Raw genomic sequence first — 20,577 nt, forward strand, 5'->3', positions numbered from 1 at the left:
GAGACCGCCATCATCGCCGCGCCCGACCCGGAAACGGTCCGCGCACAGCTGGAGAAATGCGGGGCAGTGCTGGAGCGGGTCCGCATCTACCAGGTGGAGACCAACGACACCTGGGCCCGCGACTTCGGCCCGATCACCGTCCAGGATGAGGGGAGCCCGAGGCTTTTGAACTTCGGCTTCAACGGCTGGGGGCTCAAGTTCCCCTCCGACCTCGACAACCGCATCAACAAGCGGCTGCAGGGGCTGGGCGTATGGAACGCGCCGCTGGAGACCATCGGCCTCATCCTGGAAGGGGGGAGCATAGAAAGCGACGGCCAGGGGACCATCCTGACCACGGAAGAATGCCTCCTGAACGACAACAGGAACCCGCACCTGCTGCGCGAGGAGCTCGAACAGGAGTTGCACGGGCTGTTCGGCAGCGACCGGTTCCTGTGGCTGGCCAACGGCTACCTCGCCGGTGACGACACCGACTCTCACGTGGACACCCTGGCCCGCCTCTGCCCGAACGACACCATCGCGTACGTCACCTGCGACGATCCGGACGATGAGCACTTCGAGGCCCTGGCGGCCATGGAGAGGGAGATCAAGGCTTTCAGCACACGCGAAGGGAAGCCGTTTCGGACCATCCCCCTCCCCTGGCCGACCTCCCGCTTCGACGAGGAGGGAAGCAGGCTGCCGGCCACTTATGCCAATTTCCTGGTGATCAACGGTGCCGTGCTGGTGCCGACTTACGAGGACGAAAAGGATGCTGCAGCGCTGGAGGCCATCGCCCAGGCCTTCCCGGACCGCGAGATCGTGGGGCTCAACTGCTTGCCGCTCATTCTCCAGCACGGCTCGCTGCACTGCGTGACCATGCAGCTGCCCAAGGGGACAGTGAAGTCGTGACCTGAGGACAGGGAGGACCGCCAAAGGCAAATCCCCCCTGTCCCCCCTTTATCAAGGGGGGGACCTGATAGTTTAAAATCATCGTTGCTCGAAGAGTTCCCCCAGCGTCCCCTCCCCTTCAAGGGGAGGGACAGGGTGAGGATGGGTTTCCCCCGGAGGATACTGAACATGCAAAAGCTCAAAGTCGCTCTCGTCCAGCAATCACTTCGCCACGACCGTGAGGCCAACATAGCCGCCAGCGAGGCTGCCATCCGAAAGGCCGCCGCGCAGGGCGCCCGGCTGGTCGTACTGCAGGAGCTCCATACCGGCCGCTATTTCTGCCAGACCGAGGACACCGACTGCTTCGAGATGGCGGAGTCGATACCGGGCCCCTCCACAGAACTGTTCAGTGCGCTGGCGCGCGAGCTGGGGGTGGTCCTGGTCACCTCCCTGTTCGAGAGACGCGCGCCGGGGCTCTACCACAACACGGCAGTGGTGCTGGAGAGTGATGGCAGCATCGCCGGCAAGTATCGCAAGATGCATATCCCGGACGACCCCGCCTTCTACGAGAAGTTCTACTTCACCCCCGGCGACCTCGGCTTCGAACCGATCCACACCTCCGTTGGTTCGTTGGGGGTCTTGGTCTGCTGGGATCAGTGGTACCCGGAAGCCGCACGCCTGATGGCCCTGGCCGGTGCGGAGGTGCTCATCTACCCCACCGCCATCGGCTGGGACCCGAGAGACACCGATGCCGAAATGGAAAGGCAGCGCGACGCCTGGGTCACCGTCCAGCGCGCGCACGCGGTAGCCAACGGCATACCCGTACTGAGCGCGAACCGGGTCGGCTTTGAGGCAGATCCGAGCGGCGCCGGCGCCGGCATCCAGTTCTGGGGGACCAGCTTCATCGCCGGGCCGCAGGGGGAATTCCTGGCACGCGCGGGGGAGCAGGAGGAGATCCTGATTGCCGAGCTTGATCGCCGCCGCAGCGAGGACGTGCGCCGCATCTGGCCCTTCCTGCGCGACCGCCGCATCGACGCCTACGGTGATCTGGTCAAGCGGTACCGGGACTAAAGTTATGGGAGGGTGGGCTGTGCCCACCCCTTTTTTTGAGCGGCGGTAATGGTGGGCGGTGCCCACCCAACCGGTTCCTCAGGCGGTTCAACGTGTCGTCCCAGCCAAGCTCTAAAAACCTTCTCAGCGCTTTCCGCTCCCTCAGAGAGGAGCAGCGCGCCCTCCTGCAGATCCTGTCGGTGATCTTCGCACCGGCCCCCAGAGCCGTCATTCTCAACACCGCCAGGCGCTACGGCCTCCTCAGCCCCGACGGGCACCCCCAAACCGGGGTCACCATCTCGGAAGCGCTGGATAACCTGAAAGCGGCCCGACTCATCCTGGCCAGCCATGACGGTTTCCGCTGCCGGCCCGAAATCGCCCATCAGGTCACGCTGAGCGCCGTCGAAGATGGAACCTTCCCCTTCATGGTCTCCGCCGTGCAGGCCGAAATCCCTCTGGTCTCCGAATGGGGAAGCACCTACTACCGCAGCCATCTCCATGCGCTGCGCGACGTGCGGATCGCCCTGTACGGCAGGCGGAAGAACCTGGTTTTCGAGACGCTTGCGCGATACCAGCGCCAGTTTCCCTACGAGATGATCCACAACCATCCCTTCGTGGTCATCTGCAACCACCCCTTCGACGAAGCCTGGTTCAGCACCCTCCCCGAAGAAATCCAGCTCCCGGCGCTCACCGAGATCCTCGCCCACGCCGGCAAAGATCTCTCCACTTCCCACGCGGCTTTCGAGAGGCTCGCCAAACTGGCGGCCAACCCGCTACCGGAGGAAGTGGCCGACTTTTTCTGCCTCGAACTCTTGCTGCGGGGGCGGCTGGAGGAGGCCAGGCAAAAGTCGAGGAAACACCCCACGGCCAAACGGCAGGCGGTCCTTGCCTGTCTTGCCTTGCAACGGGGCTCGCAGCGCGAATCGATCGAGCAGTTCGAGGCCGCCTTGCTCCGCCTCAAAAAGGAAACCGGCAAACGGAAGACCTTCTTCGACGACATCACCGGGCCGCTCTTCATCCTGGCGCTGATCGGTGACGGGGAGAAGAGGCTTTTGGAGATAGCGGCGGAACATTGCGCCTTCATCGCCAAGAAAAAGGAGTGGCCGCATCAGGAGGTGTATCGGTTCCTCCAACTGGTCATAAGGGATCGCAACGGTGAACGCGGCGTCGCCGCCGAACTGGAGAGGGAGAACAACCGTTTCACCTCGTCACCAATCTACGCACTGTTCCTGGTAATGGCCCTGCACTGGTGCGGTTCCGTAAAGGCAGCCGAGATGGCCGCGCAGTTGCCCCCCCTTGCCGACCAGGCACGCGAGGCCGGCTATAACTGGTTGGCCGACCAATTCGAGCTCACCGCACTTGCCTGTGGCGTCGATTCGCCCACCACTCGCGAGGCGGAGCGGCGCTACCGGGCCGAGGGGCTGACGCCACTGGTCCAGACCGTCAACAAGATCGACTTCTGGGAAAGCGCCCTAAGCGCCCTGATCGGCCTCAACAAGAAACAGGAGGCGCCCCAGCAGGCGGCTCCCCACTCCAGGTTGATCTGGTACTTCCAGGAAGATGGCCGTCACGTCGAAATCCAGCCCCGCGAACAGAAGATGACCTCCACCGGCAAGTGGACTTCGGGAAAAAATATCCCCCTCAGACGCCTCGCCGAGGAGGCGGGGCAGCTCGACTTCCTTACCGAGCAGGATATCCGCATCTGCGGCTGCATCGAACAGGGGCGGGAGCGGAGCTACGGCTATTACGGGTACGGACGCGAAGTCTACCGGCTGGACACCGAGAAGGCGCTCCCGTTCATGATCGGTCACCCCGACGTCTATCTCGACCCCGCCGGCACCGTGCGGCTGGAACTGGTGCGTGGCGAGCCGGAACTCCAGGTCTCCGCGGCAGGAGATCTCCTACAGATCAGGATGTATCCAACCTTCGATCAGGACCGCAACATCCACATCGTGAAGGAGAGCCCGACCCGGCTGAAGGTGTTCGAAGCCAGGGAGGAGTACCGCCAGGTCTCTGCCATCGTGGGAGACGGTCTGAAGGTCCCGGCGCAGGCCAAGCAGAAGGCGCTGGAGGCGATCAACACGCTGTCATCCATCATGACGGTCCACTCGGACATCGGCAGCGATTCCGCCGCCCAGCTCCCCGCCGACCCCACTCCCTGCTTTCACCTGCTTCCCTACAGTTCCGGGATGAAGCTGGAGCTGCTGGTCCGCCCCTTCTCCGATGCCGGTCCCTACTTCCGTCCGGGCGCTGGAGGTGAAACGGTGCTGGCGGAGATCGAGGGAAAACGGGTGCAAACCAGGCGGGACCTCCGGCTGGAAGTCCGCCGGGCCGCCGACGCGGTCAACGCCCTCCCCTACCTGCCGGAGAGCGAGGAAAGCGACTGTGAATGGCTGATCCCAGCCCCCGACGACGCGCTGGAACTCCTGCTCCAGCTCCAGGCACTCGGGAACACGGTCCGGCTGGCCTGGCCGGAAGGGGCCCGCTTCAAGGTACGCCAGGAGGCTACTCCCTCCAACTGCACGCTGAGGATCAGGGAGGCCAAGGATTGGTTCGAGCTTGACGGCGAGATCAGGCTTAACGAGGGGAGAACGGTCGACCTGCGGCAACTGGTGGAGATGGCCAGAGATGGACATGGCCGATTCGTCCCGCTGGGCGACGGAGAGTTCCTCGCCCTTTCGGCACAGCTTAGAAAGCGGATCGAGGAGGTCGCTGCCTTTGCCGACCAGCACGGCAAAGGCTTCCGCTTCCACCGCCTGGCAGCGGGAGTGTTCGAGGAGTTCGCGGGCGAGGCAGGCGAGTTTGCCGCCGACCAGCAGTGGCAGGCCCAGCTGAAGAGAGTGCGTGAGGCGCAGAACCTCCAGCCCCAGCTTCCCACTACTCTGCAGGCCGAATTGCGCCCCTACCAGGAGGAGGGGTTCAACTGGCTCAACCGCCTGGCACACTGGGGGGTGGGCGCCTGTCTCGCCGACGACATGGGACTGGGCAAGACGGTGCAGGCGCTGGCGCAGATCCTCGCCATGGCGGCCAAGGGGCCGTCGCTGGTGGTGGCCCCGACCTCGGTCTGCCTGAACTGGGAGAGCGAAACGGCCAAGTTTGCCCCCACCCTCACTACCATCATGTTCGGCGGCGGGCGGCGAGGAGAGACCATCAAGCGGCTGAAGCCCTTCGACCTGGTGATCTGCAGCTACGGACTGCTGCAGCAGGAAGCAGAGTTGCTTTCGACGGTGAACTGGCAAGCGATCGTGCTGGACGAGGCGCAGGCGATCAAGAACATGGCGACCAAGCGGAGCCAGGCGGCCATGGGACTAAGCGGTGCTTTCAAGATGGTGGCCACCGGCACCCCGATCGAGAACCACCTCGGAGAACTCTGGAACGTATTCCGGTTCATCAATCCCGGCCTGCTCGGCTCGCTCAAGCAGTTCAACGTCCGTTTCGCCTCCCCCATCGAGAAGAGCCAGGACAAGAAGGCTAGGGCGAGGCTGAAGAAGCTGATCCAGCCCTTCATCTTGCGCCGCACCAAGAATCAGGTACTGGAGGAGCTACCGTCGCGCACGGAGATCACCATCAAGGTCGAGATGGGCGAAGAAGAGGCCTCCTTTTACGAGGCCCTGCGCCGAAGCGCGCTGGACAATCTTGCGGGAATCGACAAGGTGGAGGAGAAGGGAGAGACCTACGTGAAGATCCTGGCGGAGATCATGCGCCTGCGCCGGGCCTGCTGCAACCCGCGCCTGATCCTGCCGGAGAGCCCGATTCCCAGCGCCAAGCTGGACGCCTTCGCCGAGATCATCGAGGAGCTGCGCGAAAACCGCCACAAGGCGCTGGTCTTCAGCCAGTTCGTAAGCCACCTGGAGATCATCAGGAGGTTCGTGGAGCGGGCCGGCATCCGCTACCAGTATTTGGACGGCAGCACCCCTCCCAAGGAGCGCAAGCAGCGGATGGAGGCTTTCCAGTCCGGGGACGGCGACCTCTTCCTGATCAGCCTGAAAGCCGGCGGCGTCGGCCTGAATCTCACCGCCGCCGACTACGTCATTCACATGGACCCCTGGTGGAACCCGGCCGTCGAGGACCAGGCCTCAGACCGAGCCCACCGGATCGGCCAGCAGCGCCCGGTCACCATCTACCGACTGGTAGCCAAGGGGACCATCGAAGAGAAGATCGTGGGACTGCACCAGCACAAGCGCGGCCTGGCCGACAGCCTGCTCGACGAAAGCGACATCAGCGGCAAGATCAGCGCCGAGGAACTCCTCGCACTGCTGCGCAGCGAAAAGTAACTCTCCACCTCAAGCTGGTCTCTCCCTCCCGACCTTTTTCCACGCCCCAGTTGTCTCCGACAGTGACTGCAGTAAGCCCCCGCCTGGTAGTGCCGTGTCTTTTGTTGAAAAAAGTTCCAAGATTTAATTCATGATGTGATATCTTCATTAACTAGTAATTCGCTGCTGTGAAAGGGCTCTGACAGAGGTAATCCAGCTATGATTGCGCGCATTGATCATCTCAACATCGTAGTGAGCGATCTAGACAAGACAAAGGCGTTTTTCTCTCTTCTTGGCTTCACCGAGGGGATCAGTTCCGAACTCGATTCAGTCTTCCTCAAGAAACTGACCGGCATCCAGGTCACCCACGGCAGCTTCGTCGCCATGCACCATCCCGGCTCCAACGTCTCCATCGAACTGCTGAAATTCGAATCCGGCTCGACCGCCGACGAGAGGACGGGACTCGCCAACCGGATCGGCATGCGCCACCTGGCCTTTGCCGTCACCGATATCGAGGAAGAGGTGCAGCGGCTGAAGAGACATGGCATCGAGTTCATCAGCGGAATCCAGATCTGGGAGAAGACAGGCAAGAAGCTCGTCTACTTCCACGGCCCCGACAACATCCTGCTCGAACTCGCCCAGTACCCGGAAGTGCAAGAATGATCTGCACGGTTCCCTCTCACCATAGCGATGCAGTCCACCGCGAACTCGAGCGGCTCAAGCGGCGTATCATCCTGGCCTCGCGGGCGGGGGGCGACCGCTGGCGGCAGATCTCCTTTATCTATCGGGCGGCGGATAGCTTCAGCAGGCGGGTCTTCACCGACTCTTTCTGCCATCGGGAAATGACCCTCGACGGCTGCTCGACCGGCCAGTGCTGCAGATGCCGTCCCGATGTCTTCGAGTACGAGAAAAGCGTGCTGGACCTCTTGCCCAAGAGATCCGACAACTCCGGCTTCTGCCCGTTCTTCAACCTCAGCAAACGGACCTGCGGGGTCTACGGGGTCCGCCCCTTCGCCTGCCGGGTCTATTACAACCTGGCCACCTCGGGCTATTACTGTCAAAACCCCAACGATGCGACCCTGCAGGTGTTCGAAGGTGTGAAGCGCCACCTCGAAGGTGTGCTTGGTCCCTATGCCGGTGGTTATCTGCCATGATCTCAAAAAACAAGACACCTAAACATCTGGCAGAATCGGTCTGCGCCGAACTCAGGAAACGCCACCTCTCCTTCCCGGACGAGAAGATCATCATCGACCTCTTCGAGACCATCTACTTCTCCAGCCTGAAGACGGAGGAGTCCGAACCGGTCAAGTTCCACATGGTGTTCATGGATCCCTCGGTGCCCGACCCCAAGCCGCCGCGCAACGCCAGGAAGGACCGCTGGAGCTTCATCCCCTTCGCCGACCCGATCCCCTTCACCGTTTCCAACCTGGTCAAGATAGCGAAGTCCTCCGAGCTGCGTACCACCTCCTTCGTGGTCTGGCCGGACAAGGACGACGCGCTGTTGATCTGGGGGCTGGTCGACCAGCAGAACCTTTTTCACAAGTTCCTCAACCGCAGCGCGGAGATCAAAACGGAACGCCCGGGCCTCTTCCAGGTCAGCGTGGAGGCCATTGGGGTCATCGAGGTCTACATGCGCTACGAGAAGGTCGCGGAGTTGAGGATCCACGAGCTGATCCGGAACTCCCTGGACATCTTCCGCGAGAGCCCCGTGCGAGAGCTGCTGGCGCCCGGCATCGAGACGCACCTGCAGGCGGTGAAGTCGCACCTGGCGGACGACATGTACTACGGGGACGGCCATCTGGACGAACTCCACACCCAGCAGTGGCTCTCCGTACTGTGCAGGATCCTTTTGCGCATACAGAAGTTCAAGAAAGGGGGCGCCCTGCTGATCACCCCCGACGTCAACACCCCCGACCTCAACATCAAATACCGGATCGATTACAGCAGGCTCAGGACGTCGCTGATGACCAATGCGGTGACCAAGATCAAGTCCGAGTACCTGGAAAACATCCTGCTGGAGTTGAGCGAGGCCAAGGAGAAAGAGATCTCCTCGCAGCAGTTCTATCAGTTGAGGAAGTTCGAGAAGGACCTGAGGGCGAACAAGAACGAGATAGACGGCGTGATCTGGTTCGTGGCTATTCTAACCCGGGTGGACGGTCTGGTTGTGATGGATCAAAACCTGGACGTGCAGGGGTACGGGGTAGAGATCATGACCTCCCAGGAGCCGTCCAACCTGTACCTGGCCACCGACAGGATGGCGACCACGGCCAAGCTTAAGCCGGCCAGCTACAACCATTTCGGCACCCGGCACCGCTCCATGATGCGCTACTGCTTCCGGCATCCCGGCAGCATCGGTTTCGTGATTTCCCAGGACGGCGAAGTCAGGGTGATCACCAAGGTGGGCGAGCGCCTGATGATTTGGGAGAACATCAAGCTGAAGTACTACAGCTACGCTTCGAAGAAGAAAACCATCACCCACGGGGAGACCGATCCCACCGACAAGACAAAAGTTTGATCCTCTCCCTCTCCCCCTCACGAATCCCACCGTCAAAACCACAATATCCGTTGAATGACCGCGATTTGCCATGCTATGCTGCGCCGAAATTATTGCGACAGGGGGCACGCAATGCGTAGAGCGGAACGTGAAGTACTCGAGACCGAATTCATGCACCAGGTACTGCATGAGGCGGATGAGCTTTTCCTGGCCATGAACACTGGCGATGCCCCTTATGTACTGCCGGTCAATCATGTCTTGTACAAAGGCGATCTCTTTTTCCACTGTGCCACCGAGGGGCGCAAGCTGGAGCTGATGAAGAGCGATGCCCGGGTGGGATTCTCCACTGCGGTGGACATCAGGGTGGTCGGCACCACCACCCGCTACCGCAGCGTGTGCGGGACCGGCACCGCGAGTGAGGTCGAGGACCCCGTCCTTAAGGATGAGGTACTGAGGGCCATTGCGGCCCGCTTCAAAGCGCCCTGCCAATTCCCGGTCCCCCCCGATGTCTTCGCCCGCACCGGACTCGTCTGCATCCGCATCGAAAGCCTGACCGGCAAACACTCCCGTGAGGGAGAGGGACCTCGTGCAATAAAAAGTTGAGCTGAACATCCCTATTGCGGATTTGGCTCCGGCATCTACACTTTCTGCTGTTCTGAGACAGTCACGCTCCCCCGCAGAGGAAAGTGCCCTGTCGGTCGCCGTTCATGCTGAGCTTGTCGAAGCACCTTCCCGACTTGCAGAAGCCGCACCCTTCGGCAGGCTCAGGCGAACGGCTGACAGCGTGAAGACGTCGGGCACGTTCTACGGAATCGACCTCACGCCTTACCCCCGGGAGGGTTCCACGGATGTCTCGCGTTGGCGCCGTCATCTTCGATGTTTATAAAACCCTTCTCGACAACCGGACCGACGAGGAGTCTCTCGATTCGTACGCCTTTCTGGCTCGCTGGCTTGCCTACCACGGGGTTGAGACCGATGCGCCCTCTTTGCGTGGCAGGTACCTGGAACTTTGCACCCGGGAATCGGAAGAAGCCGGCACGCTCTATCCTGATTTCGACATCAGCAGGGTCTTTGCCAGCATCCTCCTGGACGGGGAAGCGACCAGCTTCGACGTGGAGGCAAAATCCCGGGAAATGGCCCTGCTGTTTCGGGTTCTGACAACCAAGTGGCTTGCGGCCTACCCCGGGGTCCATCAGTTGCTAACTGGCCTGCAGGGAAAGGTGAAACTGGGAATAGTATCCAACGCGCAGGCGATCTTCACCGACCCGGAGCTGGAGAGATTCTCTCTGCTCCATTACTTCGACTCCGTCGTCTACTCCTCCGCTGCCGGTGTCCGCAAGCCGGATCCAGGCATCTTTCTGAAAGGGCTGCACGCCCTGGGGGTACAGCCGGAAGCTGCGGTGTACGTGGGAGACAATCTCTTTGACGACGTGTACGGAGCCGGCGCGGTAGGCATGAAAACCATCTGGCTTCGCCGTGACGGCGCCCAGAGGGATTGTGACGTGAGAGCCGCCCAAATGCGCCCCGATTACGTAGTCGAAGAGGGATCGTATCAGGTTTTGTCCGAAGTTTTGCAGTCGATGCTCTAAAGAGATTGGAGATCCAGCGTGAAAGTACCTGTCGGCCTCAAAGTTCTTGCCGTTCTCAACTTCTTCTTCGCAGCCCTCATCCTGATCAGCCTCTTTTTCGCCCTTTGGTCCCCCCAGATGCGACAGCAAGGCGGTAGTTCCCTGGCCTACGCCATTTTGTCCCCCGGCATCACGGGCACCCTCCTGCTGATTTCCGGCGTCGGCTTCTTACGGTTAAGCTATCTCGGCGGGTTTGTCACCGGCATTGTCTGCAGCATCTTCTCGTTGGGAAACAGCGTGGTGTTCAACGCCATGAAAGGCGTCACTCACCTGGCCATGTACATCCCCAGCATGATTTATCCGCTGGTGACACTACTCCTGCTCACCCTCAAGTACCGCGGGCGCTTCAAACGGAGTTAAAAACGAGGAAACGGCCGTAGAGAAAGCTCGATGGGCTTGGCCCGCATGCACGCGCCAGCAAAGCGCCGAATAAAAAAAGGTCCCCCCGGAAAGGAGGACCTTTTTGATTTTGTGGAGCCGAGCCGGATGCCGGCTCAGGCGTCGGCGACACCGATGCGGTAGCGCTCCAGCCTGTCTCTCAGTGTGTTGCGGCTGATCCCCAGCAGCTTGGCGGCGAAGACCTGGTTGTTGTTGCTCTTCTCCATCGCCATATGGATGAGGGCCTTCTCCAGCCCCATGTTGACGTTCTCGTAGATGGCGCCTTTGTTCTTCTGGCAGATGCCGTCAAACACCGGCTCCAGCATGGCCCAGAAGACGTCGTAGTAGTCGTCGCCCGCCACGTCGAGAGGTACCATCTTGGGGGACGCGACCCGTTCCTTGCTCTTGATGAAGGACTCGAAGTCGGCCGGCACCAGGATGTCACCGCGGCAGAAGACGGTGGCGGAGTTGATGACGTTCTTCAGTTCCCTGATATTGCCGTCGAACTCGCTTTCCATCAACAGGGCCATGGCGTCGGGCGAGACCCCCTTGATGCTCTTGCCATACTTCTTGGCGAACTTCCTGACGAAAAGGTCGACCAGCAACGGTATGTCTTCCGCACGTTCGCGAAGCGGCGGCAGGTGGAAGTTGACCACCCGCAGGCGGTAGAAGAGGTCCATCCTGAAGCTCTTGTCCTTCACGCAGGCGAGAAGGCTGCGGTTGGTGGCGGCCACCACCCGGACGTCGACCTTGATGGTCTCGTTCCCCCCCACCCTCTCGAACTCCTGGTTTTCCAGAACGCGCAGGAGCTTGCCCTGGTTGGCGAGGCTCATCTCGCCGATCTCGTCCAGGAAGATGGTGCCGCCGTTGCACTGCTCGAATTTGCCGATGCGCCTGGAATGGGCATCGGTGAAGGCGCCTTTCTCATGCCCGAACAGCTCCGACTCCAGGAGGGCTTCCGGGATGGCCGCGCAGTTCACGGCTAAAAAGGCCCTGTTCTTTCTTTTGGAGTTATCGTAGATGGCACGGGCCAAGAGTTCCTTGCCGGTGCCGGATTCGCCCTGGATGAGGACGGTGGCATCGGAATCGGCCACGGTGCCGACCATCTTCCAGATCTCAATCATCTCCGGAGAGGAGCCGATCATCAGGTCTTCGGAAAGGTCCTCCTCGACCTGGGGCCGCTCCTTCGTGTAGCGCACCTTCCTGCTCAACAGGTTGCTGTCGATCGCCTTCTTGACCGCCGCCTTCAGCTTGGCCATGTCGAACGGCTTGGTCACGTAATCGAAGGCACCATGCTTCATGGCCTCGATGGCGTTCTGGGTCGTCTTGTAGCCGGTGGCCATGATAATCGCCAGCCCGGGGTCGAGCTTCTTGGCCTCCTTGAGCACCTCGATGCCCGACTTCTGCGGCAGGCTGATGTCCATGATCGCCACGTTGGGACGGTCGGCCAGCACCCTCCTCAGGGCGGACTCGCTGTCGCTTTCCAGGAGCAGTTCGTACTCCTCTCCAGAGAAGATCGTCTTCAGCATGAGCAGGATGTCGTGATCGTCATCCAGAATGAGTAGCTTCGCGGGCATCTGTCATCCCCTTGGACATTTTGGCATTGATTCTAGCAGATAAAAGGGAGCCTACTGTCCCGATAGCAAAAGAACCGCCTCGTGGGAAAGGCGGTTCTTCTGTTGCTGCCGGTTGAGAACCGCAGGGCGCAGCCTTCAGGAAGCGTCCTAGGGTCTCGATCTATCGCTCAAGGATTCAGTAATCTTCTTCCTCGTAGTCGTCGCTACCGTAGTCATCCTCATCCCCCTCCTGGTCCTCATCATATTCCTCGGACAGGTACTGCTGGGAACGCTCGTCCTCTTCCTTGATGGCTTCGAACCGCTCGAGCACCTTGGGGTTGGTACAATAACGGCCGTCCTTCTGCTTGCAGTATTCGAGATCGCACAGGTCGAAGAGCTGTATTTCGCTGCAAAGACGCCGGACCCCAAGTTGTGTATCCATTTTTACCTCTGAATCAACTACCTGTTTGAATGCTATCGACAAGCTAAGCTGCAACTTTAGTGATAATGCCGAGTCAGCAGAATTTTTTGCCTGCTCAGCGGGATTATTTGCCGTTGACGAAGGACATCGCCTGCTTCACGTCCTCGGTGCAACCGATATAGATCGGTGCCCTCTGATCCAGCGATTCCGGATGGATGTCGAGAATCGGGATGGTGCCGTTGCTGGCCGAGCCGCCGGCGTGCTCGACGATGAAGGCCATCGGGTTCAATTCGAAGAGGACCCTGAGCTTGCCGTTGGGGGAGCCGTTCAAGGCGGGATACATGAAGAGCCCCTTCCCTTTCATCAGTACCTGGTTGATGTCCGGCACGAAGCCGCCCGAGTAGCGTAGCTTGCACCCCTTGGCCTCCAGGTGGCGTATGAACTGCTCGTCGCCGGCGTTGTACTTGTTCCTGAGGCCGCCCGGCGCGTAGATGTTCCCCTCCGGCTGCATGCGGATGTTCTCGCGGGTGAGGGTGAACTCCATCAGGTTGTTCATGGTGAATTCATGGACGCCGTCGCCCACGGTGTAGACCAGGGAGACACGCGGTCCGTACAGGATGTACATGGCCGCGACCTGGTTGCGCCCCGGCTGGAGCAGATCGCAGCCGGCGTAGATGGAGACGATGGTGCCGACCGCCAGGTTCACGTCCACCAGCGAGGAGCCGTCGAGGGGATCGTAGGCGACCGAGTAGAGGCCGTCGGCGTTGGCCTGGCACTGGTAGATCTCGTCCATCTCCTCGGAGGCGATGTTGCAGACGACGCCGGAGTGAATCAGGCGCTTGCGCATGATCCTGTCCGAGAGCACGTCCAGGGCGAGTTGCTCCTCGCCGTACAGGTTGGAGGTACCAGCGACGCCCAGGTCACCGGTGCGGACGGCGTTGATGACGTACTTGCTGGCCTCGGCGATCTCGCAGATGAGGTGCACGAGGTTGTCGCTGATGTTCTGTGCCCGCAGGTGACGACGAAGGTCGATCTGGAATTTGGAAGTTCCGGCTTGTTTGACCATGCTCTCCTCCAACATCAAATTAGAATTATTTTACGACCAATTAGACTAAGATATATCCCTTTATAAATCAAGGAAAAAAAGCGCAACTCTTGAGGATTCGGGGTAAGAATTTGACATCAGAAGGTAGGGTAATTTTGCTTCATTATGGTAGGCGCATCGCTGGTGAAACGAGGGACGGCGGAACGGAAGTTTGAGTTAGCAAAAACGATGGGATAGAGACAGATGACTGCTCCTCATCAAACAATTTTTACCCTTGCCACCCAGCCGGCTGGAAAACCCTCGCCCTCCGGGAGAGGGTGCCCGAAGGGCGGGTGAGGGAGCTCGGCGCCTGCGACTCTGTCGGCATCGGGGAAGGTGATGGTGCTGCGTGGCTTCCCTCACCCCGACCCTCTCCCGAGGGGAGAGGGAGTAGATGGGCAGCAGCCGGGTCAATCCCCCTCTACCGCCGGGGTGAACCCGCGGCGCATGGTGTTTTCGGTGACCACACGCGGGTCCATGAAATGCAGGAGGTAATCGGGACCGCCGGCTTTGGTCCCCACGCCCGACATTCGCGAGCCGCCGAACGGCTGGCGTCCGACCAGGGCGCCGGTGACGTTGCGGTTGAGGTAGAGGTTTCCCACCCGGAACTCCCTGCGCGCCTTTTCCAGGTGCTCTGGGCTCCTGGAGAAGACGCCTCCCGTGAGGGCGAACCTGGTGGAATTGGCCCAGGCGATGGCCTGGTCGAAATCCTTGACCCGCATGACGGCCAGCACCGGGCCGAAAACTTCCTCCTGTGCGAGACGATGCTCCGGTTTGATGCCTCCGATGATGGTGATGGGAACAAAGTAGCCCGGCCCCGGCGGCACCTCGCTTTGATAGAGAACCTCCCCTTCCCTCTTTCCGATCTCGGCGTATCTCTCGATGTTCCTCATGGCGTTGCCGTCGGCCACCGCTCCCAGATAATTGCCGGGGTCCTCCGCAGGTCCTATCTTCAGAGCATTGGCCATGGCAACCAGCCTGGAGACGAACCGGTCGTAGACCGCATCGAGCACGATGACGCGCGAGCAGGCCGAGCACTTTTGCCCCTGGAAGCCGAAGGCGGAATAAATGACGTGCGGGACAGCCTCGTCCAGGTCGGCGTCGTCATCGATGATGATGGCGTTCTTGCCGCCCATCTCGCAAACCACCTTCTTCACCAGCCCCTGTCCTGGATGCACCTTGGCCGCCCGCTCAATGATCCTGAGCCCGACCTCCATGGAGCCGGTGAAGGCGATCAGGCTCACGTCGGGACTATCGACCAGGAAGTCACCGATCACGCTACCACGCCCGGGGACATAGTTGAAGACGCCGGGCGGCAGGCCCGCCTCACGGAAAAGCTCCACCAGCTGCCAGCCGATAACCGGGGTCAGGCCGGAGGGCTTGAAGACCACGCAGTTGCCGGTGACCACGGCTGCGGAGGCCATCCCCATGCTGATGGCAAGCGGGAAGTTCCAGGGGGAGATCACCGTCGCCACCCCATGGGGTTCGTAGAAGTAGTGATTCAACTCACCCGGCGCCTCCCCCAGCCGCCGTTTCTTGCCGAGCCGTTCCATCTCCCGGGCGTAGTATTCCAGGAAATCGATCGCCTCCGCTACGTCCGCATAGGCCTGGTCCCACTGCTTGCCGATCTCCAGCACCTGCCAGCTTGCCAGCTCAACCGCCCGCTTACGCGCGGCCGCCGCGGCCTTGATGAGATAGCCGGCGCGCACCGAGGCCTCCGTGTCCCGCCAGGCGGAGAAGGCTTTCTTGGCGGCGGCAATGGCCTCGCCCGCCTCTTTGGTCCCGGCCTGGCAGACTACGCCCACGACTTCCGATGGGTTGGCCGGGTTCACCGAAGGGATCGTGTCGGCGGTCACCACCTCTTCGCCGTTGATGAAGAGCGGGTAGCTGCGGCCTAGTCGTGTTCGCACCTGGCCGAGTGCTGCCGGGAAAGCCGCGCGCTCGTCAGCCTTGGTGAAGTCGGCCATGGGCTGGTTCTCAAAGGGGAGTAGCCCACCAGGGATTTTCTGCTCGGCCGCCGCGTGCACCGCCCGTGCACGGTCAGCCCTGACTGCCGGGTCCTCCAGCAGCTTCTCGATTTCCGTCTCTTCCGCGAAAGTCTGGCGCAGGAACGATTCGTTGGCGGTGTTCTCCAAAAGGCGCCGCACCAGGTACCCCATGCCGGGAACCAGGTCTCCGTACGGGCAGTACAGACGAATGCGGCCAGCCACCTTGAGGATCCCCTTGCGGACCGGCTCAGCCATGCCGTAGAGGACCTGGAACTCGTAGCGTTCCTCCGGAACCTTGAGCTCCCGCGCGATCTCCATTACCGCTGAGATGGAGCGGATGTTGTGCGAGGCGCAGGCGAAATGGCAGACGTCGTGGTGTTCCAGCGCCAGCTTCGCCTGGCGCTCAAAGGCGGCGTCACTTTCGGCCTTGATGGTCCAGACCGGGATTTCCCAGCCGTTCTGCCGGGCGCGCACCGTCTCGAAGTCCCAGTAGGCGCCCTTCACCAGGCGAACGGAAATCTGCACCCCTTTTTCCCGCGCCCAACCGACAAGCCCGGCCAAGTCGCGGTCAGTATCCTTCAGGTAGGCCTGCAGCACGACGCCGAGGTGCGGGTAGTTGCGGTATTGAAGCTTCAGCCTGCGGTATACCTCCAGGGTGATGTCCTTGTGCCGGTAGCTCTCCATGTCGATACAGAGAAAGGCGTTCATCTCCACCGCTTTTTCGGCGATGACCCGCAAGCGCGCGAGGATGGCGTTGACCGATCCCTCGAAGTCCTGGGGGTTCGCCAGGCAGAAGAGCGCGCTCGGCTTTACGGCGATGTTGACCTTGGGGGCGTGCCCCCAGTCCAGGTTGCCGTCGCCACCCTGCCAGGCAAGCGGCTTCCAGTCGCGGGACTCCTTCTTGAGGGCGTCCAGCAGTTCCAGGTAGGTGTTGACGTAGCGTTCGGCCTCCTCTTCGGAGAGGGTCGCCTCGCCCAGCACGTCCAGCACGAATGCGAAGCCGTCCTTTCTCAGCTGCTGCACGTTCTTGATGGCTTCCTGAGTGTTCTCCCCCACGATGAACTGGCGGGCCATGTCATGGATATTGCTCGACAGGACCTTGTTGAGGACGGCGCCCCCCAGCGAGCCGAGCATGCCGGCCACCTTGGCGCCGGTGGAGAGGACCGGCGGCATGTCCTTCTCTTCCCCGAAATAGTCCCTGATATGCTCGGTCAAGAGAGTTCCGGTGGTGAGCGAGGGGAAAACGTCCACGAAGCGGAACATCTGGACCTTGAAATGCTCGTTCTTCATGCTCCAGTCCATCACCTTGCCCATCCAGGCGCCCTTGTTGAAGAGAGAAGGCTTTTCGCCGGAGATGCTGGAGAAGAATTCCTTGCCGCGGGCGACTATACGCTTGTTCAGGTCGCTGTCATTCATGACAGGCTCCTTTATCGAACAAATCTGGCGTTGGATTTTAATAAAATGATAGCCTTCGGCGGGAGGAGTACAAGGCAACCCGGGAGATGGGCGTGTGAGGGAGGGTTTGACTGAGCTAGAGGAGTATGATAACAGTACTATAGACCGTACTATGAACAACACTATTCAGAGCTTAGCCGGCGTCGGAGGTAAGCCATGTCGTCCATAAGTGCCAACGATCTCAAAACTCGTGGTGTGTCCGCTATCGAGGCTGCCTTAACGAATGACACCGAAGCGGTGATCTCCGTGCGGGGAAAAAATCGTTTCGTGGTCATGCCGCTGGAGCACTTCCAGTACCTGAGAGAGTGCGAGCTGGAGGCGGCGCTCGCCCAAACTACTGCTGATCTGGCAGAAGGACGCTTCGAGGTATCGACACCAGAGGAACACCTGAAGAAGATCAAGGATGGCGGTGAGGCATGATCTACCAGCTGGTTTTCACCGACCAGTATATGAAGCGTGCGCGTCGCTTTCTGAAGAAGCATCCCGACCTTGAGTCATCATACCTGAAAACCCTCCGTTTACTCCAAGCCAACCCCTTTCATCCTTCTCTTCGCCTCCACCGGCTGTCCGGCCGCCTGGATGGCCTGTATTCGGTATCGATCACCCTGTCCTACCGCATCACCATGGAGTTTTTGGTGAAAGACGACCAGATCGTCCCCGTGGACGTTGGTGACCACGACACCGTCTACTGAGATTGCTGTTGATCAGTTGTTGCAGGAGTATGTGAATTCATCGGGATAGGGGATATCGGAGGAGTTTAAGGGGGGACAGGGCCGGCCGTACTGAACCCTGTCCCCCCTCGCTAGCCCTCCCCCTCCGGGAGAGGGGACTCTCGGAGAGAACTTGAGACAGTTGGAGGTGATCAGTCGATCTTGACGGGAACCTTGGCCTTCAGGGTGAACTTCCCGTCCTTCACCACCAGAAGGCTCAACGGGGTCTTGAGCGGCTCCCGGTTGGGCTGCATGCTGATGGTGCCGGAAACGCCTTCGAAGTTCTTGGTCTTGGCGAGGGCGTCCTTGAAGACTTTGGGATCGGTGCTGTTGGAGCGTTTCATGGCGTCGGCTAGGAGCTGGACGGCATCGTAGCCTTGGGCGTCGAAAACGCCCGGCATGCGCTTGAACTTGGCCTGGTAGTCGGCGACGTACTTGGCGGTCTGCGGGGAGGCCTGCTCGCTGGAGAAGCCAAGCGCTGACATGGAGCCTTCCACGGCCGAGCCGCCCAGTTCCATGAATTTGGGGGAGTAGAGACCATCGCCGCCGAACATCGGGCAGTTGAGCCTCTGCTTGCGCGCCTCCTTCATGATCAGGGCGCCTTCGGTGTAGTAGCCGGAGAAAAGGATGACGTCGGGATTCTTGGCCTTGATGTTGGTGATCTGGGCGCTGAAGTCCTTGTCGCCGTCCTTGATCTTCTCGTCGGCCACGATCTTGATGGTGGGCTGCTTGGCAGCGGCGTTGCGGAAGGTCTGCGAGAGACCGACACTGTAGTCGTTGTTGTCCGAGGTGATGACCGCCACCTTTTTGAAGCCCAGATCATGGGCGAAGTAACCGATCACGGTCGGGATGGCGATGCTGTCGAGGAGGGTGTCGCGGTAGACAAAGTCGCCGGCCTCCACCACGCCCGGTCCGGTGGCGCCGGCAGAGAGCAGGACTACCCCGGCCTTCTGGGCGATGGGGGCGGCGACTTTGGTGATGCCGGTGGTCGGATCGCCGACGATGGCGACCACATGGTCGCGGGAGATGAATTTCTGGGTGACGGAGGCGCCTTCCTGCTTGTCGCCGCGGTCGTCCGCCTCGACGATCTCGATCTTCTTGCCAAGCACGCCGCCGGCCGCGTTGATGTCGTCAGCGGCAAGTTTCATGGCATCCAGGGTGGGAGCCCCGAACATGGCGACATCCCCGGTAAGTGCGCCCAGGAAGCCGATCTTGATGGTATCGCCCTTACCCGATGGAGACGCGCCTTCTTTTGCCTCTTCACTCTTCTTGCAACCGAACGCTCCGCCTGCGAGCAGCGCCACCAGCAGCAGTGCGCTCATCTTTGTCAAACTCATGCCGATTCCCCCTTTGTTGTCTGATGACAGGTACGATTAGTCCAGCAACGACGAGACACCAAATCATGGCACAGAACTACCGTTTCGCAACAACAGGTACTGCGGATGAAAATGAACAGGAATAAAGACAGGACAGCGGAAATGATAGACTGTCAATAATGATTTATCGACTCATTGTCAATCGAATGTTATGATAGTCGCCCCGCAGCTTCACTATTCCAGTGACAGAACCAGAAAGGAACAACCCATGGCAGCAGGCAAGGACAGCAAGCACCTGAAATATCATTTCGCCAGCGATAACTACGCTGGGATCTGCAAGGAAGCCTGGCAGGCGATGGAAGAGGCCAACAGCGGCCTGGCCAGCTCGTACGGCGACGACGCCTGGACGGCCAAAGCATGCGAAAAGATAAGGGAACTTTTCGAGACCGACTGCGAGGTCTTCTTCGTCTTCAACGGCACCGCCGCCAATTCCCTGGCCCTCGCCTCATTGTGCCATTCCTACCACTCCATCGTTTGCCACGAGATGGCGCATATCGAAACCGACGAGTGCGGCGCCCCGGAGTTCTTCTCCAACGGCACCAAGGTCCTGCTGGTGCCCGGGCAAAACGGCAAGGTCGACCTGGACGCGGTCGAGCATACCATCTTGAAACGGAGCGACATCCACTACCCCAAACCGCGCGCCTTGAGCGTGACCCAGGCGACCGAACTCGGCACGGTCTACAGCGTGGCGGAGATGCAGGCGGTCGGGGAACTGGCGAAGAAATACTCCTTGCGGGTGCATATGGATGGCGCGCGCTTCGCGAACGCGGTCGCCACCCTGGGGGTGGAGCCCAAGGAGATCAGTTGGCAGTGCGGCGTGGACGTGCTGACCTTCGGTGGTGCCAAGAACGGTTTCGCGGTCGGTGAGGCGGTGGTCTTCTTCAACAAGGAGCTCGCCCACGAGTTCGACTACCGCTGCAAGCAGGCGGGGCAGCTCGCCTCCAAGATGAGGTTTCTCACCGCCCCCTGGATCGGCATGCTGGAGAGCGGCGCCTGGCTGAAAAATGCCGCCCACGCCAACAGCTGCGCGCGACTTTTGGAAAGCGAGGTGAAGGAGATCCCGGGGGTAAAGGTGATGTTCGAGAGCCAGGCGAACTCCGTCTTCCTGGAGATGCCTCCGGCCGCCCTGGAGGCGCTGCGGGGCCTGGGCTGGCACTTCTACACCTTCATCGGCTCCGGCGGCGCGAGGTTCATGTGCTCCTGGGATACCAGGACCGAGGATGTCGCGGCGCTGGTGCAGGACCTTCGCCAGGCGATGCAGGTGAAATAGCAACCAAGTCCCCCCATCTGTCCCCCCTCCCTCTCCGTCCGGGCGAGGGA

General features: G+C 60.7%; 17 protein-coding genes. 12 read left to right on the top strand and 5 right to left on the bottom strand.

Annotated features, from left to right (window positions below):
• The 9 genes from VJ604_RS17680 to VJ604_RS17720 form a co-directional block, all read left to right on the top strand.
• On the top strand, positions 1-885 hold an 885-nt coding region (locus VJ604_RS17680), incomplete at its 5' end, for an agmatine deiminase family protein (protein WP_324084809.1).
• Between the two features lie 168 nt (positions 886-1,053).
• Positions 1,054-1,935 (top strand): carbon-nitrogen hydrolase, encoded by an 882-nt coding sequence (locus VJ604_RS17685; protein ID WP_324084811.1) that lies wholly within the window; start codon positions 1,054-1,056, stop codon positions 1,933-1,935.
• Between the two features lie 92 nt (positions 1,936-2,027).
• Complete coding sequence (locus tag VJ604_RS17690) at positions 2,028-6,188, top strand: DEAD/DEAH box helicase (protein WP_324084813.1); 4,161 nt, start codon at positions 2,028-2,030, stop codon at positions 6,186-6,188.
• Positions 6,189-6,386: 198 nt separating this feature from the next.
• Positions 6,387-6,830: a VOC family protein gene (locus VJ604_RS17695; protein ID WP_324084815.1), complete on the top strand. Its 444-nt coding sequence runs from the start codon at positions 6,387-6,389 to the stop codon at positions 6,828-6,830.
• Complete coding sequence (locus VJ604_RS17700) at positions 6,827-7,321, top strand: YkgJ family cysteine cluster protein (RefSeq protein WP_324084817.1); 495 nt, start codon at positions 6,827-6,829, stop codon at positions 7,319-7,321. Before VJ604_RS17695 ends, VJ604_RS17700 begins: the two co-directional genes overlap by 4 nt.
• Positions 7,318-8,682: a putative sensor domain DACNV-containing protein gene (locus VJ604_RS17705; RefSeq protein ID WP_324084819.1), complete on the top strand. Its 1,365-nt coding sequence runs from the start codon at positions 7,318-7,320 to the stop codon at positions 8,680-8,682. The genes VJ604_RS17700 and VJ604_RS17705 overlap by 4 nt, the downstream gene beginning before the upstream one ends.
• Before the next feature lie 111 nt (positions 8,683-8,793).
• Positions 8,794-9,264: a pyridoxamine 5'-phosphate oxidase family protein gene (locus VJ604_RS17710; protein ID WP_324084821.1), complete on the top strand. Its 471-nt coding sequence runs from the start codon at positions 8,794-8,796 to the stop codon at positions 9,262-9,264.
• 245 nt (positions 9,265-9,509) lie between these two features.
• Positions 9,510-10,250, top strand: coding sequence for an HAD family hydrolase (locus VJ604_RS17715; protein ID WP_324084823.1), 741 nt, complete (start codon positions 9,510-9,512; stop codon positions 10,248-10,250).
• A gap of 18 nt (positions 10,251-10,268) precedes the next feature.
• Entirely contained in the window at positions 10,269-10,649 is a 381-nt protein-coding gene (locus VJ604_RS17720) for a hypothetical protein (RefSeq protein WP_324084825.1), read from the top strand.
• A gap of 134 nt (positions 10,650-10,783) precedes the next feature.
• On the opposite strand, the gene VJ604_RS17725 is transcribed toward VJ604_RS17720, so the two are convergent.
• From VJ604_RS17725 to pruA, 4 genes are all read right to left on the bottom strand, one after another.
• The gene (locus VJ604_RS17725; RefSeq protein ID WP_324084826.1) at positions 10,784-12,244 is read right to left on the bottom strand and encodes a sigma-54-dependent transcriptional regulator; all 1,461 of its coding nucleotides are present in this window, start codon (positions 12,242-12,244) and stop codon (positions 10,784-10,786) included.
• Positions 12,245-12,419: 175 nt separating this feature from the next.
• The gene (locus tag VJ604_RS17730; RefSeq protein ID WP_324084828.1) at positions 12,420-12,665 is read right to left on the bottom strand and encodes a hypothetical protein; all 246 of its coding nucleotides are present in this window, start codon (positions 12,663-12,665) and stop codon (positions 12,420-12,422) included.
• 103 nt (positions 12,666-12,768) lie between these two features.
• Positions 12,769-13,710, bottom strand: a complete 942-nt coding sequence (locus VJ604_RS17735; RefSeq protein WP_324084830.1) for a class 1 fructose-bisphosphatase — start codon at positions 13,708-13,710, stop codon at positions 12,769-12,771.
• 428 nt (positions 13,711-14,138) lie between these two features.
• Positions 14,139-17,132: an L-glutamate gamma-semialdehyde dehydrogenase gene (gene pruA, locus VJ604_RS17740; RefSeq protein ID WP_324084832.1), complete on the bottom strand. Its 2,994-nt coding sequence runs from the start codon at positions 17,130-17,132 to the stop codon at positions 14,139-14,141.
• Between the two features lie 195 nt (positions 17,133-17,327).
• On the opposite strand from pruA, the gene VJ604_RS17745 reads away from it, so the two are divergent.
• Together VJ604_RS17745 and VJ604_RS17750 are read left to right on the top strand one after the other, a co-directional pair.
• Positions 17,328-17,591 (top strand): type II toxin-antitoxin system Phd/YefM family antitoxin, encoded by a 264-nt coding sequence (locus VJ604_RS17745; RefSeq protein ID WP_324084833.1) that lies wholly within the window; start codon positions 17,328-17,330, stop codon positions 17,589-17,591.
• Entirely contained in the window at positions 17,588-17,863 is a 276-nt protein-coding gene (locus tag VJ604_RS17750) for a type II toxin-antitoxin system RelE/ParE family toxin (protein ID WP_324084835.1), read from the top strand. The genes VJ604_RS17745 and VJ604_RS17750 overlap by 4 nt, the downstream gene beginning before the upstream one ends.
• A gap of 170 nt (positions 17,864-18,033) precedes the next feature.
• Here the strand turns inward: VJ604_RS17750 and VJ604_RS17755 are convergent, their stop codons facing one another.
• Positions 18,034-19,218, bottom strand: coding sequence for an ABC transporter substrate-binding protein (locus tag VJ604_RS17755; protein ID WP_324084837.1), 1,185 nt, complete (start codon positions 19,216-19,218; stop codon positions 18,034-18,036).
• Between the two features lie 247 nt (positions 19,219-19,465).
• On the opposite strand from VJ604_RS17755, the gene VJ604_RS17760 reads away from it, so the two are divergent.
• Positions 19,466-20,527 carry a threonine aldolase family protein gene (locus VJ604_RS17760; protein ID WP_324084839.1) on the top strand — a complete coding sequence of 354 codons (1,062 nt, stop codon included), beginning with the start codon at positions 19,466-19,468 and terminating at the stop codon, positions 20,525-20,527.
• Positions 20,528-20,577 lie beyond the last annotated feature (50 nt).

The organism is Geomonas sp. (genome assembly GCF_035254065.1).
In the GTDB taxonomy this organism is placed as follows: domain Bacteria; phylum Desulfobacterota; class Desulfuromonadia; order Geobacterales; family Geobacteraceae; genus Geomonas.